Below are 18,494 nucleotides of genomic sequence, written 5' to 3'. Positions count from 1 at the left end.
TTAATTAATAATTGAGTTCTTCAATAGTTTGGAAATTATTAGTATAAACACAAATATCACCAGCTATCGATAATGATTTTTGCACAATATCATGCGCTGAAAGTGAAGTGTTATCCAATAATGCGCGTGCTGCGGCTTGTGCATAAGGACCGCCAGAACCAATTGCGATTAAATCATCTTCCGGTTGAATAACATCACCCGTACCGGTAATAATTAATGATGCAGTTTCATCAGCAACGGCAAGTAAAGCTTCTAATTTGCGTAACATTCTATCTGTTCGCCAATCCTTCGCTAACTCAACGGCAGCTTTAGTTAAGTGCCCTTGGTGCATCTCTAATTTGCGTTCAAATAGTTCAAATAGTGTAAAAGCATCGGCAGTCCCACCAGCAAATCCTGCAATTACTTTGTTATTGTATAAACGACGAACTTTTCTGGCATTACCTTTCATGATAATACGTTCACCTAATGTTACCTGCCCATCGCCACCAATAACTACTTGCCCATTACGACGAACACTGACAATTGTTGTCATATTCTGCTCCTTCTTTTACATAAAAACTTAATTTGGAATGAATAGCGTATATATTGGGATGATTAATCGTTTTTCAACATCTGTTAATCAAGATGTTGAATTTTATTGTTTGACAAGAACTTTCAGAAATACTCTACGTTTAAGTAAAAAATCACAACTATTTAGGTTGGAAATCGATTGTCATTGTTTTTACTTGATTATATAGCGCACTGGTTGGTTTGGGGATCACGGCTAATTTTGTTGCTGTCAATGCTTCCCGACAAAGGGCATCATCTCCACCTTTAGCATTGACATTAAGAAGTAAGCCGTCAGGGGCAATTTGAATTTCTAAAATACAATTTTTACCGCTATAGAGCCCATTAGGATTATTAAAATTATTACGGATAGCAGTTTGTACTAACGATATATACTTACCTAATTCCCCGTTCGAAACCCCTCTACGATTAGGCGTTCCACTGGACGAGTTTGAAGATCCCGAAGTTAGGCCGCCTAAAAGTTGATTAAGCTCCTTATCTCTTTTAGCTTGTTCTGCTCTTGCTCTGGCCGCTTTTTCTTTGGCTGCCTTTTCTGCTGCCTCTTTAGCGGCCTTTTCTTTTGCTTCTTTTTCGGCCTTTTCTTTCGCTTCTTTTTCGGCTTTTTCTTTTGCTTCTTTTTCAGCCCTTTCTTTCGCTTCTTTTTCGGCCCTTTCTTTCGCTTCTTTTTCAGCCCTTTCTTTCGCTTCTTTTTCAGCCCTTTCTTTCGCTTCTTTTTCGGCCTTTTCTTTTGCTTCTTGAGCGATTCTTTCTGCTTCTCTGGCAGCCCTTTCTTTTGCTTCTTGAACTGCTTTTTCTGCTTCTTTGACGGCTCTTTCCGCTTCTTTGGCGGCCTCATTGGCAGCGATTTGTTCAAGCCTTTGTTTCTCAGCAAGCTCTTGACGCTCTTTTTCTAACTGTTTCAGCTGCTCTTGCTGTTCGAATTGTTTTTGCAAAAATTCGTCAGTCTGACTATTAATTTGTTCTTGTCGTTGATTATGAGCGCTTTGCTGATTAATCTGTGATTGTAATTGCCTTTGATATTGCTCATTTAAGACCGAAGGATCGACCATAATTGCATCAATAGAATTTCCATTAATGCTACCAAAGTTAGCATCGCTGTCTTGCATAAAACGGTAACCTAAAATAACAATGATAATTCCATGCAAAATAATCGATATTAAAACCGGCACACTTAATTTTGAGTTTAACTTATTAGACATCGCTGACACTTTTTATATGTTTGTGTTTATTTAAATTGGGTTAGTCATCAATCCAACAGATTTGACACCAGCAGATTGCAATAGATTCAACGCTTTGATGATCTCTTCATAAGGAACATTTTTAGCCCCACCAACTAAAAAAACAGCTTTGTCATTAAGTGACATTTGTTGTTTAACTTCAGCAACAATCTGTTCTTCCGGTAGGTTTGATAGCCGATCTTGATCAATGATTAATGTGTAAATCCCAACACCTGACACTTCGATAATAATCGGTTTATTCTCAGTAGGTGAAACTGTTTTAGATTCAGATGCTTCCGGTAGATCAACTTCAACACTTTGGCTGATAATTGGGGCAGTTGCCATAAAAATAAGTACTAAAACTAATAATACATCCAATAGCGGAACAATATTAATTTCAGACTTAGTTGTATAACGTGAACGTCTACTCATAATTATTTCCTAACTGCCACTGCTTGGCGTTGCAAAATTGCTGAAAACTCATCGATAAAGTTAAGATAATTTTGTTCCATTCGACTAACGCTAAGTGATAATCGATTATAAGCTAAAACAGCAGGAATTGCGGCAAATAAACCGATAGCGGTGGCAATTAGCGCCTCAGCAATACCTGGTGCAACCATTTGTAACGTTGCTTGTTTTACTGCACCAAGAGAGATAAACGCATGCATAATCCCCCAAACGGTACCAAATAAACCGATATATGGGCTGATAGAACCAACCGTTCCTAAGAAAGGAATATGTAACTCTAAATTATCCAATTCTCTGTTCATTGCTAAACGCATTGAACGTGATGCGCCATCTAAAGCGGCTTCCGGCATATTAGGATTAATTTGATATAAACGAGAAAACTCTTTAAAGCCTGAATAAAAGATATGTTCTGTACCACAAATATCTTCTTTGTGTAATTTTGCTCTGTCAAATAAAACATTTAGATCATCAGCAGACCAAAAGCTATTATCAAATTGCTCTACTTGTTTTTTAGCTTTGTTTAATATTTTACTTCGCTGAAAAATAATAGCCCAAGACATTACCGAGAACAGAAGCAACAGTAACATTACACATTGTACTAATAAACCTGCTTGTAAAAATAGATCAATAATATTAAGATTTTCCACTTATATAAACTCCAAAACTAATGACTTAGGAAGCGCACATGGCTTCATTTTTGTCATGTCGACACAAGCAATAACCACATCAGCGGTGCTGATAGCCTGCTTATTTTGATTAAAAATAGTCTGCTTAAAAATAATAGACGCCTTGCGAATTAGCTCAACTTTACTGCTGATAGTTAGCATGTCATCTAAACGAGCTGGAAAGTCGTAGCTAATATCCAACTTTTTAACCACAAAAGCAATACCTTCTTGTAATAACTTTTGCTGACTGATACCGATCGCTCTTAACATTTCTGTTCTGGCGCGTTCAAAAAAAGCGAGATATCGAGCATGATAAACCACGCCCCCCGCATCGGTATCTTCATAATAGACTCTTGCATTCCAGTCGAACTGTTTCATATTTAATATTTGAACCCGTAAAATTTAGCGCTCATTATATATGAATATAAAATTTGCTGCACTATGATATAAAAATAGTTAAATGAAAACAATTATCATTTATAACTTATTCTCATCTTACCTCAGTTAAAAATTAAAAAGGTGACAAAATGCCACCTTTCAACTGATTAATGAATGTTTATTTATCGTCAGCTTCTTTTTCATTACTATTGCGTTCAACCCACAGGCCGGTTACAACAGCAAGCATACAAGCAGCAATAAGACCTACAAACCATAATACATAATACATAATTGCTCCTTAATAAAGTGAATGCTTGTTATTTTCAATATGATTTTTATCAAGTCGTCCAAACATCTTGATATAACACCAAGTGGTATAGAGCAGAATTATTGGTAAAAATATTAAAACAACAACTAACATAATATTAAGTGTTAACTGACTTGATGAAGCATCCCAAATCGTTAAACTAGCATTTGGCATGATGCTCGATGGCATGATAAACGGAAACGTTGCAATACCATAAGTAAATAACACACAAGCGATAGTTAATGCTGATAATAAAAACACTAAACCATTTTTATTTAATCCGGAGCATAAAATCGTTAATAATGGTAAAACAATACCTAAAATAGGCACGATCCATAAGATCGGATAATTCATATAGTTGGTTAACCATGAACCATCGGTCGATACGGTTTTACTTAAAGGATGAGAAGTGCCATTGTAATCAATCACACTGGTAATTTCATAACCATTGATACCAAATATTACCCATACCCCAGCTAATATAAATGCCACTATCATAATAAGGCTGGCAATTTGTGTAGCTTTACGTGCTCTTAAATAGAGCTCACCGGATGTTTTCATTTGTAACCATGCACCACCATGAGCAACAAATAGCATTAAGCTGACAATACCGGTCAAGATAGCAAATGGATTAAGTAAACCGAAGAAATTGCCGTCATAAAATACTCGATAAGAGTTATCAAATCTAAACGGCACACCTTCTAATAAATTACCAAAAGCCACACCAAAAACTAATGCCGGTACAAAGCTACCAAGAAAAATAGCAATGTCCCACATGTTTCGCCACTTCGAATTTTCTAATTTACTGCGATAATCAAAACCAATTGGTCTGAAAAATAACGCACAAAGCACTAATATCATCGCAATATAAAAACCAGAAAACGAAGCCGCATATGCCATTGGCCAAGCGGCAAAAATGCCGGCACCAGCGGTGATCAACCACACTTGGTTACCGTCCCAATGGGGAGCAATAGCATTTATCATAATTCGGCGTTCAGTATCCGTTTTACCGATAAAAGGTAATAAGATACCCACGCCCATATCAAATCCATCTGTGATAACAAAACCGATTAAAACAACACTAATCAGCACCCACCAGATGACGCGTACAATTTCGTAATCAATCATTGTGTATACTCCTATGTCCTATTCTGTTACTGATTGTGTTTTTTCATAATGATAGTTACCCGTTCCTAAAGAGCTAGGCCCTAAACGAGCAAACTTAAACATTAAGAACATTTCAGCAACTAAAAATAGCGTGTAAAGTCCACAAATAAGTACCATAGTAAATAACACTTCACCCGGTGTTAAGGATGAATTTGCCACCCCAGTTGGTAAAATATCTTGAATTGCCCATGGTTGACGACCGTATTCAGCCACAAACCAACCGCATTCACAAGCTAACCATGGTAATGGTAAAAATAGTACTAACATACGAGATAACCAACGTTTTTCGCCAATCTTGTTTTTATACGTTGTCCATAATGCCAGACCTGTTCCTAAAATCATCAGCAAGCCAAAGCCAACCATTCCTCTAAATGCCCAGAATAAAGGCCAAACGGTCGGAATTGAGTCTTCAGTAGCCGCTTTAATATGCGCTTCGGTTGCTTGCGGAATGGTTAAGTTATCACGATCGGTAAATCGCTTGACTAAGTAACCATAACCTAAGTCAGCTTTATAAGTTTCAAATGCTTTTAAAACCTCAGGATCTTGGCTACCTTGTTGGATTTTCTCCAGATTGGTATAAGCTAAAATACCATTACGAATTCTTGTTTCATTACTTGCTAAGATATCTTTTAAACCAATAACTTGCGTATCTACTGAACGTGTCGTCATTAAGCCCATTACATATGGGATCTCAATAGCAAATAAATTTTCTTTATTTTTTTGTGAAGGAAAAGCAATCACATTAAATGATGCTGGTGCGGGTTGAGTTTCCCATTCAGCTTCAATTGCAGCTAGTTTTGCTGGCTGAACGGTCGTCATTTCGTGACCGGCTTCATCGCCCATAACAGCAACAACAATTGAGGTGATAAAACCAAATGTGGCGGCCACAGCAAACGAACGCTTAGCAAATCCAACATCCCGTTTTTTCAATAAATAATAGGCGCTAATACTTAATACAAAAATAGCCCCTGTTAAGTAACCGGCTGCCACAGTATGAACGAATTTATATTGCGCAACTGAATTGGTAATGAGCTCATAAAAGTTCGCCATTTCCATACGAGAGTTGATCGGGTTGAAATCTGAACCGATTGGAAATTGCATCCAACCATTTGCAACCAAAATCCAAAGTGCAGATAAATTTGAGCCAAATGCCACACACCAAGTGACCATAAGATGTTTACCACGGCTTAATCTGTCCCAACCAAAAAAGAACAAACCAACCATAGTTGACTCTAGGAAAAATGCCATTAAACCTTCGATAGCTAATGGTGCGCCAAAAATATCCCCAACGTAGTGTGAATAATAAGACCAATTGGTACCAAACTGAAATTCCATGGTTAAACCGGTTGCCACACCAACAGCAAAGTTGATAGCAAAAAGTTTACCCCAGAATTTAGTCATATCTTTCCAGACTTGCTTTCCACTAACAACGTAGACGGTTTCCATAATTGCAAGCATAAACGCTAGACCTAGCGTCAATGGTACAAAAATAAAATGATACATTGCTGTGAGTGCAAACTGAAGGCGTGATAGTTCTACGATATCTAACATAGGTGCTCCCTAATCCTTTAAATGCCCACAAAATTTATAACGTTATTTACGCTTATTGTACAACAATATTTAGAGAATAAAAATTGATAAATATCAAAAATTGATCATTTAATACGTTTTTTTACTGCTTCACCAATATCTGCTAGACTACTAACAACCGTGATACCTGCTGCTTGTAATGCTTTCGTTTTTTCTTCTGCCGTGCCTTTGTTACCCGATATAATAGCGCCTGCATGTCCCATACGTTTACCGGCAGGTGCCGATACGCCAGCAATGTATGCAACAACAGGTTTAGTAACATTGTGTTTGATATATTGCGCCGCTTCTTCTTCAGCGCTACCACCAATCTCACCAATCATGACAATTGCTTGAGTTTTAGGGTCTTGTTCAAGTAATTTTAAAATAGAAATAAAATCACTTCCCGGGATTGGGTCTCCACCGATGCCAACGCAAACCGATTGCCCTAATCCAATATCTGTTGTTTGTTTAACTGCTTCATACGTTAACGTTCCGGAGCGAGAAACAATGCCAACTTTACCGGCTAAATGAATATGTCCCGGCATGATGCCAATTTTACACTCATCCGGAACAATAATGCCCGGGCAGTTTGGACCAATCATTGTGACATTTTTTTGAATGAGTTTTTCTTTTACCACTAGCATATCTAAAGTAGGAATGCCTTCGGTAATACAGACTATCAACTCAATGCCGGCATCAATTGCTTCTAAAATAGAATCTTTACCAAATGCCGCAGGAACATAAATAACACTAGCAGTTGCGCCGGTCGCTAAAACGGCTTCTTTAACGGTATTAAACACTGGCAAACCTAAATGCGTGGTTCCACCTTTACCTGGTGTAACACCACCAACTAATTTTGTTCCATAAGCTAACGCTTGCTCTGAATGAAAAGTGCCTTGACTGCCGGTAAAACCCTGACAAATAACTTTGGTATCTTTATTGATTAAAATTGACATAATTATTGTTCTCCACTCTTCCTTTATTGTGCAACCGTCACGATTTTTTGTGCCGCATCGGTTAAGCTTTCTGCGGTAATAACATTTAATTTGCTATCAGCTAAAATCTCTCTGGCAAGCTGCGCATTATTACCCTCAAGCCGAACAACAACAGGAACAGTCAGACCAATTTCTTTAATTGCACTGATAATACCGTCAGCAATTAAATCACAACGAACAATACCACCAAAAATATTGACTAAAATAGCCTTCACATTTTGGTCAGATAAAATCAGTTTAAAGGCTTCAGCAACACGCTCTTTAGTGGTGCCGCCACCAACATCAAGAAAATTAGCCGGTGCACCGCCATACAGTTTGATCATGTCCATAGTCGCCATTGCCAAACCCGCACCGTTCACCATACAGCCAATATTGCCGTCAAGTGATACATAGCTAATGCCTTGCTTTGCCGCAATCGATTCACGTTCATCTTCTTGAGTCGTATCACGTAAAATGCTTAAATCGGGGTGTCTGTACATAGCATTATCATCTAAGACCACTTTAGCATCTAAACAAATTAACTGCTCACAACCAGTAATCACCAGCGGATTAACTTCGGCCAGTGAAACATCATTTTCTAAAAATAGATTAGCAAAATTGACAAAAAGTTTAGCAAATTGGTTAATAAGTTTACCTCTTAAGCCCAATTTAAAAGCCAACTCACGACCTTGAAAAGCGTTTGCGCCAGTGAGTGGATCGAGGGAGACTTTATGAATTAAATGCGGGGATTTTTCAGCAACACTTTCAATATCAACCCCGCCTTCAGTTGATGCCATAATCACAACTCGTTTGGTACTACGATCAATAACGGCACCTAAATAGAGTTCTTTCACAATTTCAGACGCTTTTTCAATTAAGATTTTATTTACCGGTTGCCCTTTTGCGGTTGTTTGATAAGTTACCAAATGTTGGCCTAACCATTTTTCAGCAAAAATTCTGATTTGGTTAAAATCTTCGGTACATATTACGCCACCGGATTTACCTCTTCCCCCGGCATGAACCTGACATTTAGCCACCCAAGCACCTTTCTGCGTTTGTGATGACAATTCAGCTAATGTATCTTGAATTTCATCAATTGAGTTACAAACGTACCCTTCAGGTACAGGTAAATTGTATTGTTTAAAAAGATGTTTGGATTGATACTCATGCAAGTTCATAAATAAATTCCGCAACTTAGATTGATATAAAATTGTAATAATTCTAATCCAAGATGAATAAATTGTGTAGTAAATAATAACTCTTGTTTATTGTAATTGAGAATTATTGCTGATAAGAAGTGACAATGATATACTCAAAAGCATATTTTCATAGCGTAATAAAAGTAAAGGTAAAAATATGGCAAAAGTAGGTATTTTTTTTGGTAGTGATACTGGCAATACAGAAAAGGTAGCTCAGCGAATTCAAGAAATATTAGGTAGTGATAACGCAGATCTTTTCGATATTGCAAAAACCACTAAAGAACATATTGAAAAATACGATTATCTATTTTTTGGCATCCCGACTTGGTATTATGGTGAGTCACAAGCTGATTGGGATGATTTTTTTCCGAGTTTAGAACAAATTGATTTTAAGGGTAAAACTGTTGCTATCTTTGGTTGTGGTGATCAAGAAGATTACGCCGAATATTTCTGTGATGCAATGGGTACTATCCGTGATGTTATTGAACCGAAAGAAGCTAAAATTGTCGGTCACTGGCCTACTGAAGGCTACAGTTTTGAAGCGTCTAAAAGTCTTGTTGATGATAACCACTTTATTGGGTTAGCTATCGATGAAGATCGTCAACCAGAATTAACTCAAGACCGTATTAATAATTGGGTAAATCAAGTTAAAACTGAAATGAATATTTAATCTATTGCAATGATTTCTTTTATTTCCTGTACATATACTTATAATGTGTCCCTTTAATTAACAAAACTGGAATGTAATATGACAAATCATGATAATGATAATAATGCTGCGTTAAAAAGCGCAGGTTTAAAGGTTACGTTACCGCGATTAAAAATTTTAGAATTATTACGTGATCCTTCATGCCAACATATCACGGTCGAAGATCTTTATAAAAAGTTACTGGATATGGGTGAAGAAATCGGGCTTGCGACCGTTTACCGTGTATTAAATCAGTTTGATGATGCCGGGATCGTAACTCGCCATAACTTCGAAGGCGGAAGAGCAGTTTTTGAGCTTGCAACACAACAACATCATGATCATTTAATTTGTCTTGATTGTGGTGAAGTATTTGAATTTCGTGATGAGATTATCAATAAAAGACAAAAAGAGATAGCTGAACAATATGGTGTTAAATTAACTTTCCACAGTTTATATCTTTATGGTCACTGTCAATCTGGTAATTGTAAAGCACACCCTGAACTTCATCAAAAAAAATAAGCCTATTTTAATAGGCTTTTTATTTATATAAATATCGTGATTTCTCTGTTAGGTTAATTAACATAATGAAACAACTTCTCAATTTTATACCGCTAGTTATCTTTTTTATTTTTTTATCGATATATGATATTTTCGTCGGCGTTCAAGCTTTGATGATCGCTTCAACGGTAAGTTTTCTTACCATACTGATAATGTATAGAAAAATTGATAAAATTGAACTTATCTCTTATTTAATGGTTATGGTTTTTGGTGGTTTTACGCTCTTTACCCGAGAGCCAAATATCATTAAGTGGAAAGTGACAATCATCAACTTTTTATTCGCATCAGCACTACTAGTTAGCCAATATTTTTTCAAAAAAAATCTATTGCAAAAAATGTTAGGTAAAGAGTTACAACTCGATAACCATATTTGGAATAGACTAAATTTATTATGGATAAGCTTTTTTGTAGTTTTCGGTATCATAAGCTTAGTAGCAACTTACTATGCGACAGATTATGTCTTCTGGATTTTTAAAGTATTTGTCTTACCCGGCGCATCATTACTCTTATCCTTAATTTCAGGTATTTACATTTATAAAAATATGAATAAAAATGCAGATAGTGAGTAAAAGTTATTAGCAGGAGTACGTACAAATGAAACAAGACGCAACCAAACCTAATGGACAACTAGTTCTAAGAACCCTTGCAATGCCTGCTGATACAAACCCTCATGGTCATATTTTCGGGGGGTGGATAATGTCGCAAATGGATCTTGCTGGCGGTATTTTAGCCAAAGAGATAGCCAAAAGAAGAGTTGTTACAGTTAATGCTAGTAGTATCACTTTTCATAAACCCGCTATGGTTGGGGATGTGGTTTGCTGTTATGCTCGTTGCCTTAAAACGGGTAAAACGTCAATTACCATCGCAATTGAAGTTTGGATAAAAAAACTGACCGATTCTGATGATGCAACGCAGCGATTTTGTATTACTGATGCAACATTCACTTATGTGTCAGTAGATAAACACAACAACCCAAAACCATTGCCTGAAATATTTCAGCATTATGACTGTAACAAAGATCCGATTAGCAAATTAAACTTGAGTCACAGTTAACAACTATGCAATTTACTTCATTTCATGCATTAATTAGCACAATGATCTTACTTGGTTATTGGTTGATAATTGTTGCGACAACATTACGTATCGTCTTTAAACGTAGACCGACGACGTATGTCGTTGCATGGATGTTAGTTATCTATATCTTACCTATCCTGGGCGTCATTCTCTATTTTGCGCTCGGTGAAGCGCATCTAGGGCAGCAACGGGTCAAACGAGCGCAAAAAATGCGCCCAACCATTGCTAACTTTATTAATAAGATTAGTGAATTGCAAGGCATTTTCACTGGCAATGTCAGTCAAGTCAGTAAACCAATTTTTCAACTTTGCAAACATCAAACCGGACTTGAAGGAATTAACGGCAATCATATAGAACTATTGAGCGATACCGATGCCATTTTTGATCGCCTTATCGAAGATATTAATCAAGCCACCTCTAATATTGAAATGGTCTTTTATATCTGGAATGAAGGTGGAAGAGCCGATGATGTTGAAGCGGCATTAATTCAAGCAACCAAACGTGGGGTAGTATGCCGTTTGATGCTCGATTCAGCCGGTAGCCGACACTTTATTAGGACAGATGCCAGCAAAAGGATGCGTGAAGCTGGCATTATTATTGTTGAAGCTCTGAAAGTAAACCTACTAAGATTCATGTTCAGACGACTTGATTTACGTCAACACCGAAAAGTCGCCATAATTGATAATTACATCTCTTATACTGGCAGTATGAATATTGTCGATCCAAGATTCTTCAAACAAAATAAGCATGTTGGGGAATGGGTTGATGTTATGGTAAGAATGCGAGGACCTGTCACAACCTTAATGGGCGCTATTTATGCCAGTGATTGGGAACTTGAAACCGGCGATTACCTTGCTTTACCAAAAATTACCGATTTTGCCGAACCACCGGAAGAGAAAAAGCACATTATGCAGCTTATTGCTTCAGGTCCGGGTTATATGGAAAATATGATCCACCAAGTACTACTTACCGCTATCTATTCTGCACAAGAACAGATAATTTTCACAACGCCTTACTTAGTCCCTAGTGATGATATCTTGCATGCAGTATGTACTGCTGCGCAGCGTGGCGTGGAAGTGATTATTATCATTCCGAAGAAAAATGATTCACTAATGGTAAAATGGGCAAGCCGGGCTTTCTTTTCTGAATTATTAGACGGCGGTGTGAAACTTTATCAATTCAATGATAATTTGCTACACACGAAAAGCGTTTTAATCGACAACCAATTGAGTTTAGTCGGTACCGTAAACTTAGATATGCGGAGTTTATGGCTTAACTTTGAAATTACAACGGTTATTGACGATGCTGAATTTGCTAAGTCCTTATCGTTGCTATTACAACAATATTTATCTCAATCAGAAGAAGTTAATGTTGAAGAATGGAAAAAACGCCCATTTTGGCAACATGTATTTGAACGGCTATTTTACTTCTTCGCCCCGTTGTTATAAAACAACGCAATCAAAATCACTTATTATCTAAAATCGGTAAAAGATGATATGTCATCGATAACAGCTAGGATTAATAGCCATTTTGTGACAAATCGGGGGCAAATGGATTATTGGCTAATCGATAAACTTCGGTTGTGAGACTACCGTCAAGGTGTAACGTTATTTCTCGCCAACCGGGTGCATCGTCATTCGATAATTGAAAATCATAACAAGCCGGTTTAAATTGAAAACAGGTCGACGGCGTTGAAAACGCTAAACAATGGTGCCAACGATGATCTTGCTGCTGATGAATATGTCCCCAACCTACTGCCTTTATCTGAGTATGGCGCTGAATAATTTTCTCCAGCGCTTCACTATTTTTTAAAGTATGTTGATCGAGCCAATGACAACCGGACTGAATCGGATGATGATGCAAAAAGACCAAGGCATGTCTGTCAGCGTGCTGCAACAAAGCATGTTGTAAAAATGTCAGTTCTGACTCAGGTAAAAAACCATGAGCATGACCCACAACTTGACTATTTAATAAAACGATAAGCCACTTGTCGCCAAACAAAACAATTTTGTTATCGGCAAGCTGATAATGGGCAAACACATCTTGCATAAAAGTATAATTATCGTGATTTCCGGCTAACCAAACACATGGAGTATTAAACTTAATTATTTGCTCAGCAAAACGAGCGTAAGCTTTTTGGGAGCCATCTTGTACAAAATCACCAGTAGCCACAATCAAATCAAACTTTTTCTTACTTTTTTTAATTTCGTCGATGACCGATAAAAAACTTTTGTTTGAGTTTATGCCAAGTAGGCAACCTTCCTCATCCGAAAAAAGATGAGTATCGGTAATATGCAAAATTTTTCCGTAATTTTTTCTACTTACTTGAAGCTTCAAATGTGACTCCAAAATTTACCTCAATAATTTATAAGTCTATAATTATGCTCAATAATGTTGGCAGATGAAATATCATTGTAACTATTGCTGCAATTTTTATTTTAAATCATAGCGTTATATTAAATTGTAAAGTAGATCACATTTTTATGAAAGAAATAAAATAGTAATGTTCGTGAAAATAAACTATTTCCATTCATTCTTTAACTTTATATGATTTAATTGTAACCACTGAAGTGCAATAATCGATGCGGCATTATTAATTATACCCTTCTCCACCCAATCATACGCTTGTTCACGGCTAACCACATGAACCTTAATATCTTCGTTCTCGTCCGCTAGTCCATGCACGCCTTTTGCGGTTGATGCATCGACTTCACCGACTAGAATATGCAGTTGCTCGGTTAATCCGCCCGGTGAAGCTAAATAACTGATAATGGGTTTACATCGACCGATACTTATTCCAGCTTCTTCCATAGCTTCACGCCGTGCGACTTGTTCAAAAGACTCATTTTCGTGATCCATCATACCTGCAATCAACTCAAGTATCCATGGGCTATCTTGCGTTTCAATGGCTGCAATTCGAATCTGTTCAATAAGTACCACTTCATCACGTTTTGCATCAAAAGCCAATAATACCACCGCATGCCCACGCTCCAAAATTTCACGGGTTACCTCTTGGCTAATTGAACCGTCAAATTTTCGATATTTAAAACGATATTCAAGTAACGAAAAAAAACCTTTATACAACACTTTTTTGGTTAAATTAAAGACATCTTTTTTACCAAACTCTACTGGCGTATTTTTAAATTTCATATCAAATCCCAATTTTAAGCTAAATTTTAATAAAAAGTGCGAATAACAAACTTGAATACTTACTATATGCTAATTATCTGTTAAAATTATGCAATTGAAAATAATATTATATTTTAATGCTTTTAAAGAGAAGATTGATGAAAAAAACTTTAACCTTTTTAATCGGCTTAGCATTAAGCCAATCTGTCTTTGCTGAAAATTTAATTCAAGTTTATGAACAAGCAAAACAAACCAATCCGGATCTACGGAGCTCTCTTGCTGAAAGAGATAAAGCATATTCAGCAATTTCTGGCTCTCGTGCAAGTTTATTACCACAAATTGGTTTAAATGCTTCTTATGGTGTGACTCATGGTCGCAGAGATACTAGCGGTGTAAAACAAAAAAGTGGTAACTTATACCAAGTTTCACTATCACAAAGTATTTTTAATTTCTCCAATTGGAAAGCTTTAGATATTACTAAAAAACAAGCGACTATTGCTGATATTGCTTATCAATATCAAGGTCAAACCTTAATTTTAAATACATCGGTTGCTTATTTTAATGTGCTTAAATCACTTGATGCACTAAGTTTTATTGAAGCGCAGAAAAAGGCTATTGGTCGTCAATTAGAACAAACTCGCCAACAAGTTAATGCCGGTATAAAAGCGCCTGTTGATATTGAAAATGCAAAAGCTAACTACGACTCAACTGTCGCTCAAGAAGTTAGCGCTTTAAATGATTTAAATAATGCTATCGAAAATCTACGTCAGGTCAGTGGACGTTTTTACTCTAATTTAGCTAGCATTGATACTAAAAATTTCAAAACTGAAATGCCAGCTCAAGTGAATCTTTTAGTAAAACAATCTGAGCAATCAAATCTCAATTTGTTAACAATGAAATTAAACCAAGAAATCGCCCGTGATCAGATTAAACTATCACAAGCCGGACATTTACCAACTGCAAGTTTAGATGCTTCAACCAATCTTAATAAAACCGATAGATATGGTAATAATTATGCGGCAAACGGCGGTCATGGCAAAACTTATTCAGGTAGTAATTATGTTGGGGTAAGTGTTAACCTCCCTATCTTCTCCGGTGGTGCGACTCAATCTAAAGTCAATCAGGCACAACATAACTATGTCAGCTTTAGCGAAAAATTAGAGAGCACTAATCGCAGCGTGAATAATCAAGTTCGTTCATCGTACAATAATATTTCATCATCAATCAGCGCAATCAAAGCTTATCAACAAGCAGTTGTATCAGCTCAAACTTCGTTAGAAGCAACAACTACAGGCTATGATGTAGGTATGCGAACTGTTGTGGACGTATTAAATGCCACCACTCAGCTTTACAGCTCTAAACGCAATTTATCGGATGCTAAATATAACTACTTAATCAGTTTATTACAGTTAAAATACGCTGTTGGTACCTTAACGGCTGATGATTTAGTTTACCTTAACAATATGTTAGGTAAAGAAGTGAGCACATTAGCCACAATAAAATAATAGATGATATAACGATATCCAAATAAATAAGGCGATTTTATTATCGCCTTATTTATTTAAAAATAGCCCACCCTGTCATTTCTCAGTTACATCACCAATAAACTTTGATTTTCACATCGTTATCAAATTAAGACATCGCATTAACCACAAATTCAATAAACATCTTCATTTTAGGTAACCGCTGCCTATCGGCAGTATAAAGCATATGCACCGGTCTAGCCGGTGGTAAAAAGTTTTGTAATATCGGTAATAGCTTATTTTGTTTGATAGACTCCGCTAACATCGATTGCGGTAACATTGTTATCCCTACCCCCTCAACAGCAGCAACCGCTAAAGCAGCAGTATCATTGGTTTGTAAGGAGCCGGATATCGAGATATTAATAACCTTGCCATTTACCGTAAATGGCCAAACATAATCGTTTTTACTTCGATTAACATACTGATAGATCAAACACTGGTGATGTTTCAAGTCTTCCGGTACCGCAGGAATACCATTTTGCGCCAAATAAGCGGGGGAAGCGGCAAAAATAAGTTGATAGTCATTGAGTTTTCGCCCTATCAAACCAGAATCATTTAACTGACCAATACGAAACACCATATCAAAATCTTCTTTTACCATATCAACGTAACGATCATTTAATTGAAGATCGATATTAATTTTAGGATAGCGTTTCATAAAACGGCTAATTACCGGAATCAAATTATAGTGTCCAAAGCTAACCGGAGCACTTATCCTTAATCGCCCGTTTGGTTCGTCAATAAACTGTTGGGCTAATATTTTAGTCTCATTTATTTCAGATAGAATTAACAAGCAGCGTTGATAATACTGTTTGCCAAACTCAGTAAGATGTTGTGAACGTGTTGTTCGATTAAGAAGTTTTAAGCCTAAATGCTTCTCTAAAAAAGCGATATATTTGGTCACCATTTGTGGAGAGGTATTTAATGAAACCGACGTAGCCACAAAAGATCCGGTCTTCACAGCCAAGACAAATGCTTCCATACATTTTAGCAGATCCAAATTATCAACCCCCAGTTGTTAATCAATTAATTTTTATACCATTTATTATCCTTTATTTTATAAAGATAATAAAACGAATTTATTAAGAGTAAGGAAATAGTCATATGAAAAAGATAGGGATTATCGGCGCAGGATTTATTGGTCAAGCTTGTGCTAAATTATTTTTACAAGCTGGATATCAAGTGATGATAAGCAATTCAAGGGATAAAAAAACACTCTATAGTGTGGCAAGCCAATTAGGTTGCCAAATCGGCAACCAGCAAGAAGCTATCGCATTTAGTGATATGATATTAGTCGCTATTCCACTGGCTAATTACCAACAGTTACCAGCAGACCTATTAGGTAGCAAAATAATTATCGACACAATGAATTACTATCCGGATAGGGACGGAAATTTTCAGCAATTAGACAATCATCAAATCACCACCAGTGAACTTATCGCACAGCACCTTAATCAATCTAAAATAGTAAAAGCGTTTAATGCTATTTTAGCCAAAGATATCGTAAAAGATGCCAAACCGCATGACAAAGCTAATCGACGAGCGCTTCCGGTCGCAGGTAATGACATGGCAAGCAAACAGCAAATTTTCAACTTACTTAAGCTCATTGGATATGATTATGTTGATGTTGGCAATTTAGCTCAAAGCTGGCGATTTGAGCGAGCTAAGCCCGCTTATTGCGTCTATCTGAATCGAAGCCAGTTAATTGACGCATTAACCAACACATCAATAGACCAACAATTACCCCATAACTCATGGAAAAACTAACCTAATAATCATCGTGTAAAAAAATAAAAGGAGCTAAAATGGATAATCATGATAAAAAATACACAGCGATAACCGGCGCCAGCTCAGGTATTGGTTATGCAACCGCAATTGAATTTGCTAAGCGCAATAAAAACCTTATCTTAATTGCCAGAAGAGAAGCGCAATTGCAATCATTAAAACAAAAAATTGCCGAATTAAATCCTCATCTTGATATTGTTATCAAAGTGTGTGATTTATCCCAAGCCGCAGGTGTATATACGCTGTTTGCCGAGCTTGAGAGCTATAATATAGAAACATGGATAAACAATGCCGGTTTTGGTCATTACGGTAGTGTACAGGATCAGGATTTAACCAAAATACAAACCATGCTCCATGTAAATATTGAAGCATTAACCATTTTATCCACGCTTTATGTTCAGAAATATCAAAACCAATCTGGCGCACAACTTATTAATATTTCGTCAAGAGGTGGATATACCATTGTGCCTAATTCGGTAACCTATTGCGCCACTAAATTTTATGTAAGCGCTTTTACCGAAGGATTAGCACAGGAATTAAAACAAGCTAATGCCAAATTAACCGCAAAAGTATTGGCACCCGCGGCAACGCAAACGGAGTTTGGACAAAAAGCTAATAATGTCACCGAATATGACTATGATAAAAGTTTCAACCAATACCATAGCGCAACTCAAATGGCCGAATTTTTAATTGCACTATATGATAGTGACAAAATCATAGGTGAAATAAGCACTAAAGATTTTTCGTTTACACTAAAAGATAATATTTTACCTTATTCCGGTAATCCGGCAGAAAACCAAAAGAGGTGAATGAATAACATCTTATATCACTCTATAATCGTTGAGGTTTTTCGCTCAAAAGCAATCCACTAAAGCACAAGTAAGCAAAGATAAAGCATTAGCAATAACGCTCAGCTTTCTTGAAACTGATGCTCCGGATTGACTAAAAAACGATAAGAATAATTGGATAGATACCCATGATGAAGAGATTATCGTTGAGGGAAAAAAATGAATTTAACCGGTGTGAAAGTAAAATGCCGTGATCTAAACACCGGTCTTTACTTCTGGACAATTATTGCCCCCGATGAGACTATCATGGTGTTTGAATGAGATGTTGAACGGGGCTTTATTCGTGCTGGACGTCAAACGCAAAAGTGGTTGCATGATAGCGGGTTAAGTCAACATCTCTAATGAAACTGACCAAATTAGCTAAACACGAAAGCCAGT

The 18,494-nt window shown here is 36.7% G+C and carries 21 protein-coding genes; 8 read left to right on the top strand and 13 right to left on the bottom strand.

Annotation, left to right across the window (positions count from 1 at the left end; translation table 11 throughout):
- Positions 1–4: 4 nt before the first annotated feature.
- The 10 genes from hslV to sucC all read right to left on the bottom strand — a co-directional run bounded on the left by hslV (position 5) and on the right by sucC (position 8,490).
- A complete protein-coding gene (gene hslV / locus J3U37_RS01415; protein WP_220217916.1) occupies positions 5–532 on the bottom strand; it encodes an ATP-dependent protease subunit HslV in 528 nt (175 codons plus the stop codon).
- A gap of 157 nt (positions 533–689) precedes the next feature.
- Complete coding sequence (gene tolA / locus J3U37_RS01410) at positions 690–1,766, bottom strand: cell envelope integrity protein TolA (RefSeq protein WP_267373028.1); 1,077 nt, start codon at positions 1,764–1,766, stop codon at positions 690–692.
- Between the two features lie 30 nt (positions 1,767–1,796).
- Positions 1,797–2,216, bottom strand: coding sequence for a colicin uptake protein TolR (gene tolR / locus J3U37_RS01405; protein WP_220217918.1), 420 nt, complete (start codon positions 2,214–2,216; stop codon positions 1,797–1,799).
- 2 nt (positions 2,217–2,218) lie between these two features.
- On the bottom strand, positions 2,219–2,899 hold the full coding sequence (gene tolQ / locus J3U37_RS01400; protein WP_267335116.1) for a protein TolQ: 681 nt from the start codon (positions 2,897–2,899) through the stop codon (positions 2,219–2,221).
- Complete coding sequence (gene ybgC, locus J3U37_RS01395) at positions 2,900–3,295, bottom strand: tol-pal system-associated acyl-CoA thioesterase (protein WP_220217919.1); 396 nt, start codon at positions 3,293–3,295, stop codon at positions 2,900–2,902.
- Positions 3,296–3,473: 178 nt separating this feature from the next.
- The gene (locus J3U37_RS01390; protein WP_220217920.1) at positions 3,474–3,584 is read right to left on the bottom strand and encodes a cytochrome bd oxidase small subunit, CydX/CbdX family; all 111 of its coding nucleotides are present in this window, start codon (positions 3,582–3,584) and stop codon (positions 3,474–3,476) included.
- Between the two features lie 9 nt (positions 3,585–3,593).
- On the bottom strand, positions 3,594–4,730 hold the full coding sequence (gene cydB, locus J3U37_RS01385) for a cytochrome d ubiquinol oxidase subunit II (RefSeq protein WP_220217921.1): 1,137 nt from the start codon (positions 4,728–4,730) through the stop codon (positions 3,594–3,596).
- An 18-nt stretch (positions 4,731–4,748) separates the two neighbouring features.
- Positions 4,749–6,320: a cytochrome ubiquinol oxidase subunit I gene (locus J3U37_RS01380; protein ID WP_267329578.1), complete on the bottom strand. Its 1,572-nt coding sequence runs from the start codon at positions 6,318–6,320 to the stop codon at positions 4,749–4,751.
- Positions 6,321–6,424: 104 nt separating this feature from the next.
- Positions 6,425–7,294: a succinate--CoA ligase subunit alpha gene (gene sucD / locus J3U37_RS01375; protein WP_220217923.1), complete on the bottom strand. Its 870-nt coding sequence runs from the start codon at positions 7,292–7,294 to the stop codon at positions 6,425–6,427.
- Positions 7,295–7,317: 23 nt separating this feature from the next.
- A complete protein-coding gene (sucC, locus tag J3U37_RS01370; protein WP_267373027.1) occupies positions 7,318–8,490 on the bottom strand; it encodes an ADP-forming succinate--CoA ligase subunit beta in 1,173 nt (390 codons plus the stop codon).
- 178 nt (positions 8,491–8,668) lie between these two features.
- Between sucC and fldA the strand changes: the two genes are divergently transcribed.
- The 5 genes from fldA to cls all read left to right on the top strand — a co-directional run bounded on the left by fldA (position 8,669) and on the right by cls (position 12,279).
- On the top strand, positions 8,669–9,181 hold the full coding sequence (fldA, locus tag J3U37_RS01365) for a flavodoxin FldA (RefSeq protein ID WP_220217925.1): 513 nt from the start codon (positions 8,669–8,671) through the stop codon (positions 9,179–9,181).
- A gap of 78 nt (positions 9,182–9,259) precedes the next feature.
- The gene (gene fur / locus J3U37_RS01360; RefSeq protein ID WP_220217926.1) at positions 9,260–9,718 is read left to right on the top strand and encodes a ferric iron uptake transcriptional regulator; all 459 of its coding nucleotides are present in this window, start codon (positions 9,260–9,262) and stop codon (positions 9,716–9,718) included.
- 65 nt (positions 9,719–9,783) lie between these two features.
- A complete protein-coding gene (locus J3U37_RS01355; RefSeq protein WP_220217927.1) occupies positions 9,784–10,326 on the top strand; it encodes an inner membrane-spanning protein YciB in 543 nt (180 codons plus the stop codon).
- 25 nt (positions 10,327–10,351) lie between these two features.
- Positions 10,352–10,810: an acyl-CoA thioester hydrolase YciA gene (gene yciA, locus J3U37_RS01350; protein ID WP_267329581.1), complete on the top strand. Its 459-nt coding sequence runs from the start codon at positions 10,352–10,354 to the stop codon at positions 10,808–10,810.
- Between the two features lie 5 nt (positions 10,811–10,815).
- Positions 10,816–12,279, top strand: coding sequence for a cardiolipin synthase (gene cls / locus J3U37_RS01345; protein ID WP_220217929.1), 1,464 nt, complete (start codon positions 10,816–10,818; stop codon positions 12,277–12,279).
- A gap of 70 nt (positions 12,280–12,349) precedes the next feature.
- Here the strand turns inward: cls and cpdA are convergent, their stop codons facing one another.
- Together cpdA and nudF are read right to left on the bottom strand one after the other, a co-directional pair.
- Positions 12,350–13,168, bottom strand: a complete 819-nt coding sequence (gene cpdA / locus J3U37_RS01340; RefSeq protein ID WP_267329583.1) for a 3',5'-cyclic-AMP phosphodiesterase — start codon at positions 13,166–13,168, stop codon at positions 12,350–12,352.
- 183 nt (positions 13,169–13,351) lie between these two features.
- Complete coding sequence (nudF, locus tag J3U37_RS01335; protein ID WP_267335107.1) at positions 13,352–13,981, bottom strand: ADP-ribose diphosphatase; 630 nt, start codon at positions 13,979–13,981, stop codon at positions 13,352–13,354.
- 137 nt (positions 13,982–14,118) lie between these two features.
- Between nudF and tolC the strand changes: the two genes are divergently transcribed.
- On the top strand, positions 14,119–15,465 hold the full coding sequence (gene tolC / locus J3U37_RS01330; protein WP_220217932.1) for an outer membrane channel protein TolC: 1,347 nt from the start codon (positions 14,119–14,121) through the stop codon (positions 15,463–15,465).
- Between the two features lie 127 nt (positions 15,466–15,592).
- Here the strand turns inward: tolC and J3U37_RS01325 are convergent, their stop codons facing one another.
- Positions 15,593–16,465: a LysR substrate-binding domain-containing protein gene (locus J3U37_RS01325; protein WP_267373026.1), complete on the bottom strand. Its 873-nt coding sequence runs from the start codon at positions 16,463–16,465 to the stop codon at positions 15,593–15,595.
- A 122-nt stretch (positions 16,466–16,587) separates the two neighbouring features.
- Between J3U37_RS01325 and J3U37_RS01320 the strand changes: the two genes are divergently transcribed.
- Together J3U37_RS01320 and J3U37_RS01315 are read left to right on the top strand one after the other, a co-directional pair.
- Positions 16,588–17,250, top strand: a complete 663-nt coding sequence (locus J3U37_RS01320; protein ID WP_267373025.1) for an NADPH-dependent F420 reductase — start codon at positions 16,588–16,590, stop codon at positions 17,248–17,250.
- A 38-nt stretch (positions 17,251–17,288) separates the two neighbouring features.
- Complete coding sequence (locus tag J3U37_RS01315; RefSeq protein WP_267373024.1) at positions 17,289–18,077, top strand: SDR family NAD(P)-dependent oxidoreductase; 789 nt, start codon at positions 17,289–17,291, stop codon at positions 18,075–18,077.
- Positions 18,078–18,494: the final 417 nt, after the last annotated feature.

The organism is Gilliamella sp. B3172 (genome assembly GCF_026536465.1).
GTDB lineage: Bacteria > Pseudomonadota > Gammaproteobacteria > Enterobacterales > Orbaceae > Gilliamella.
This window is presented reverse-complemented; position numbering and strand designations above follow the sequence as displayed.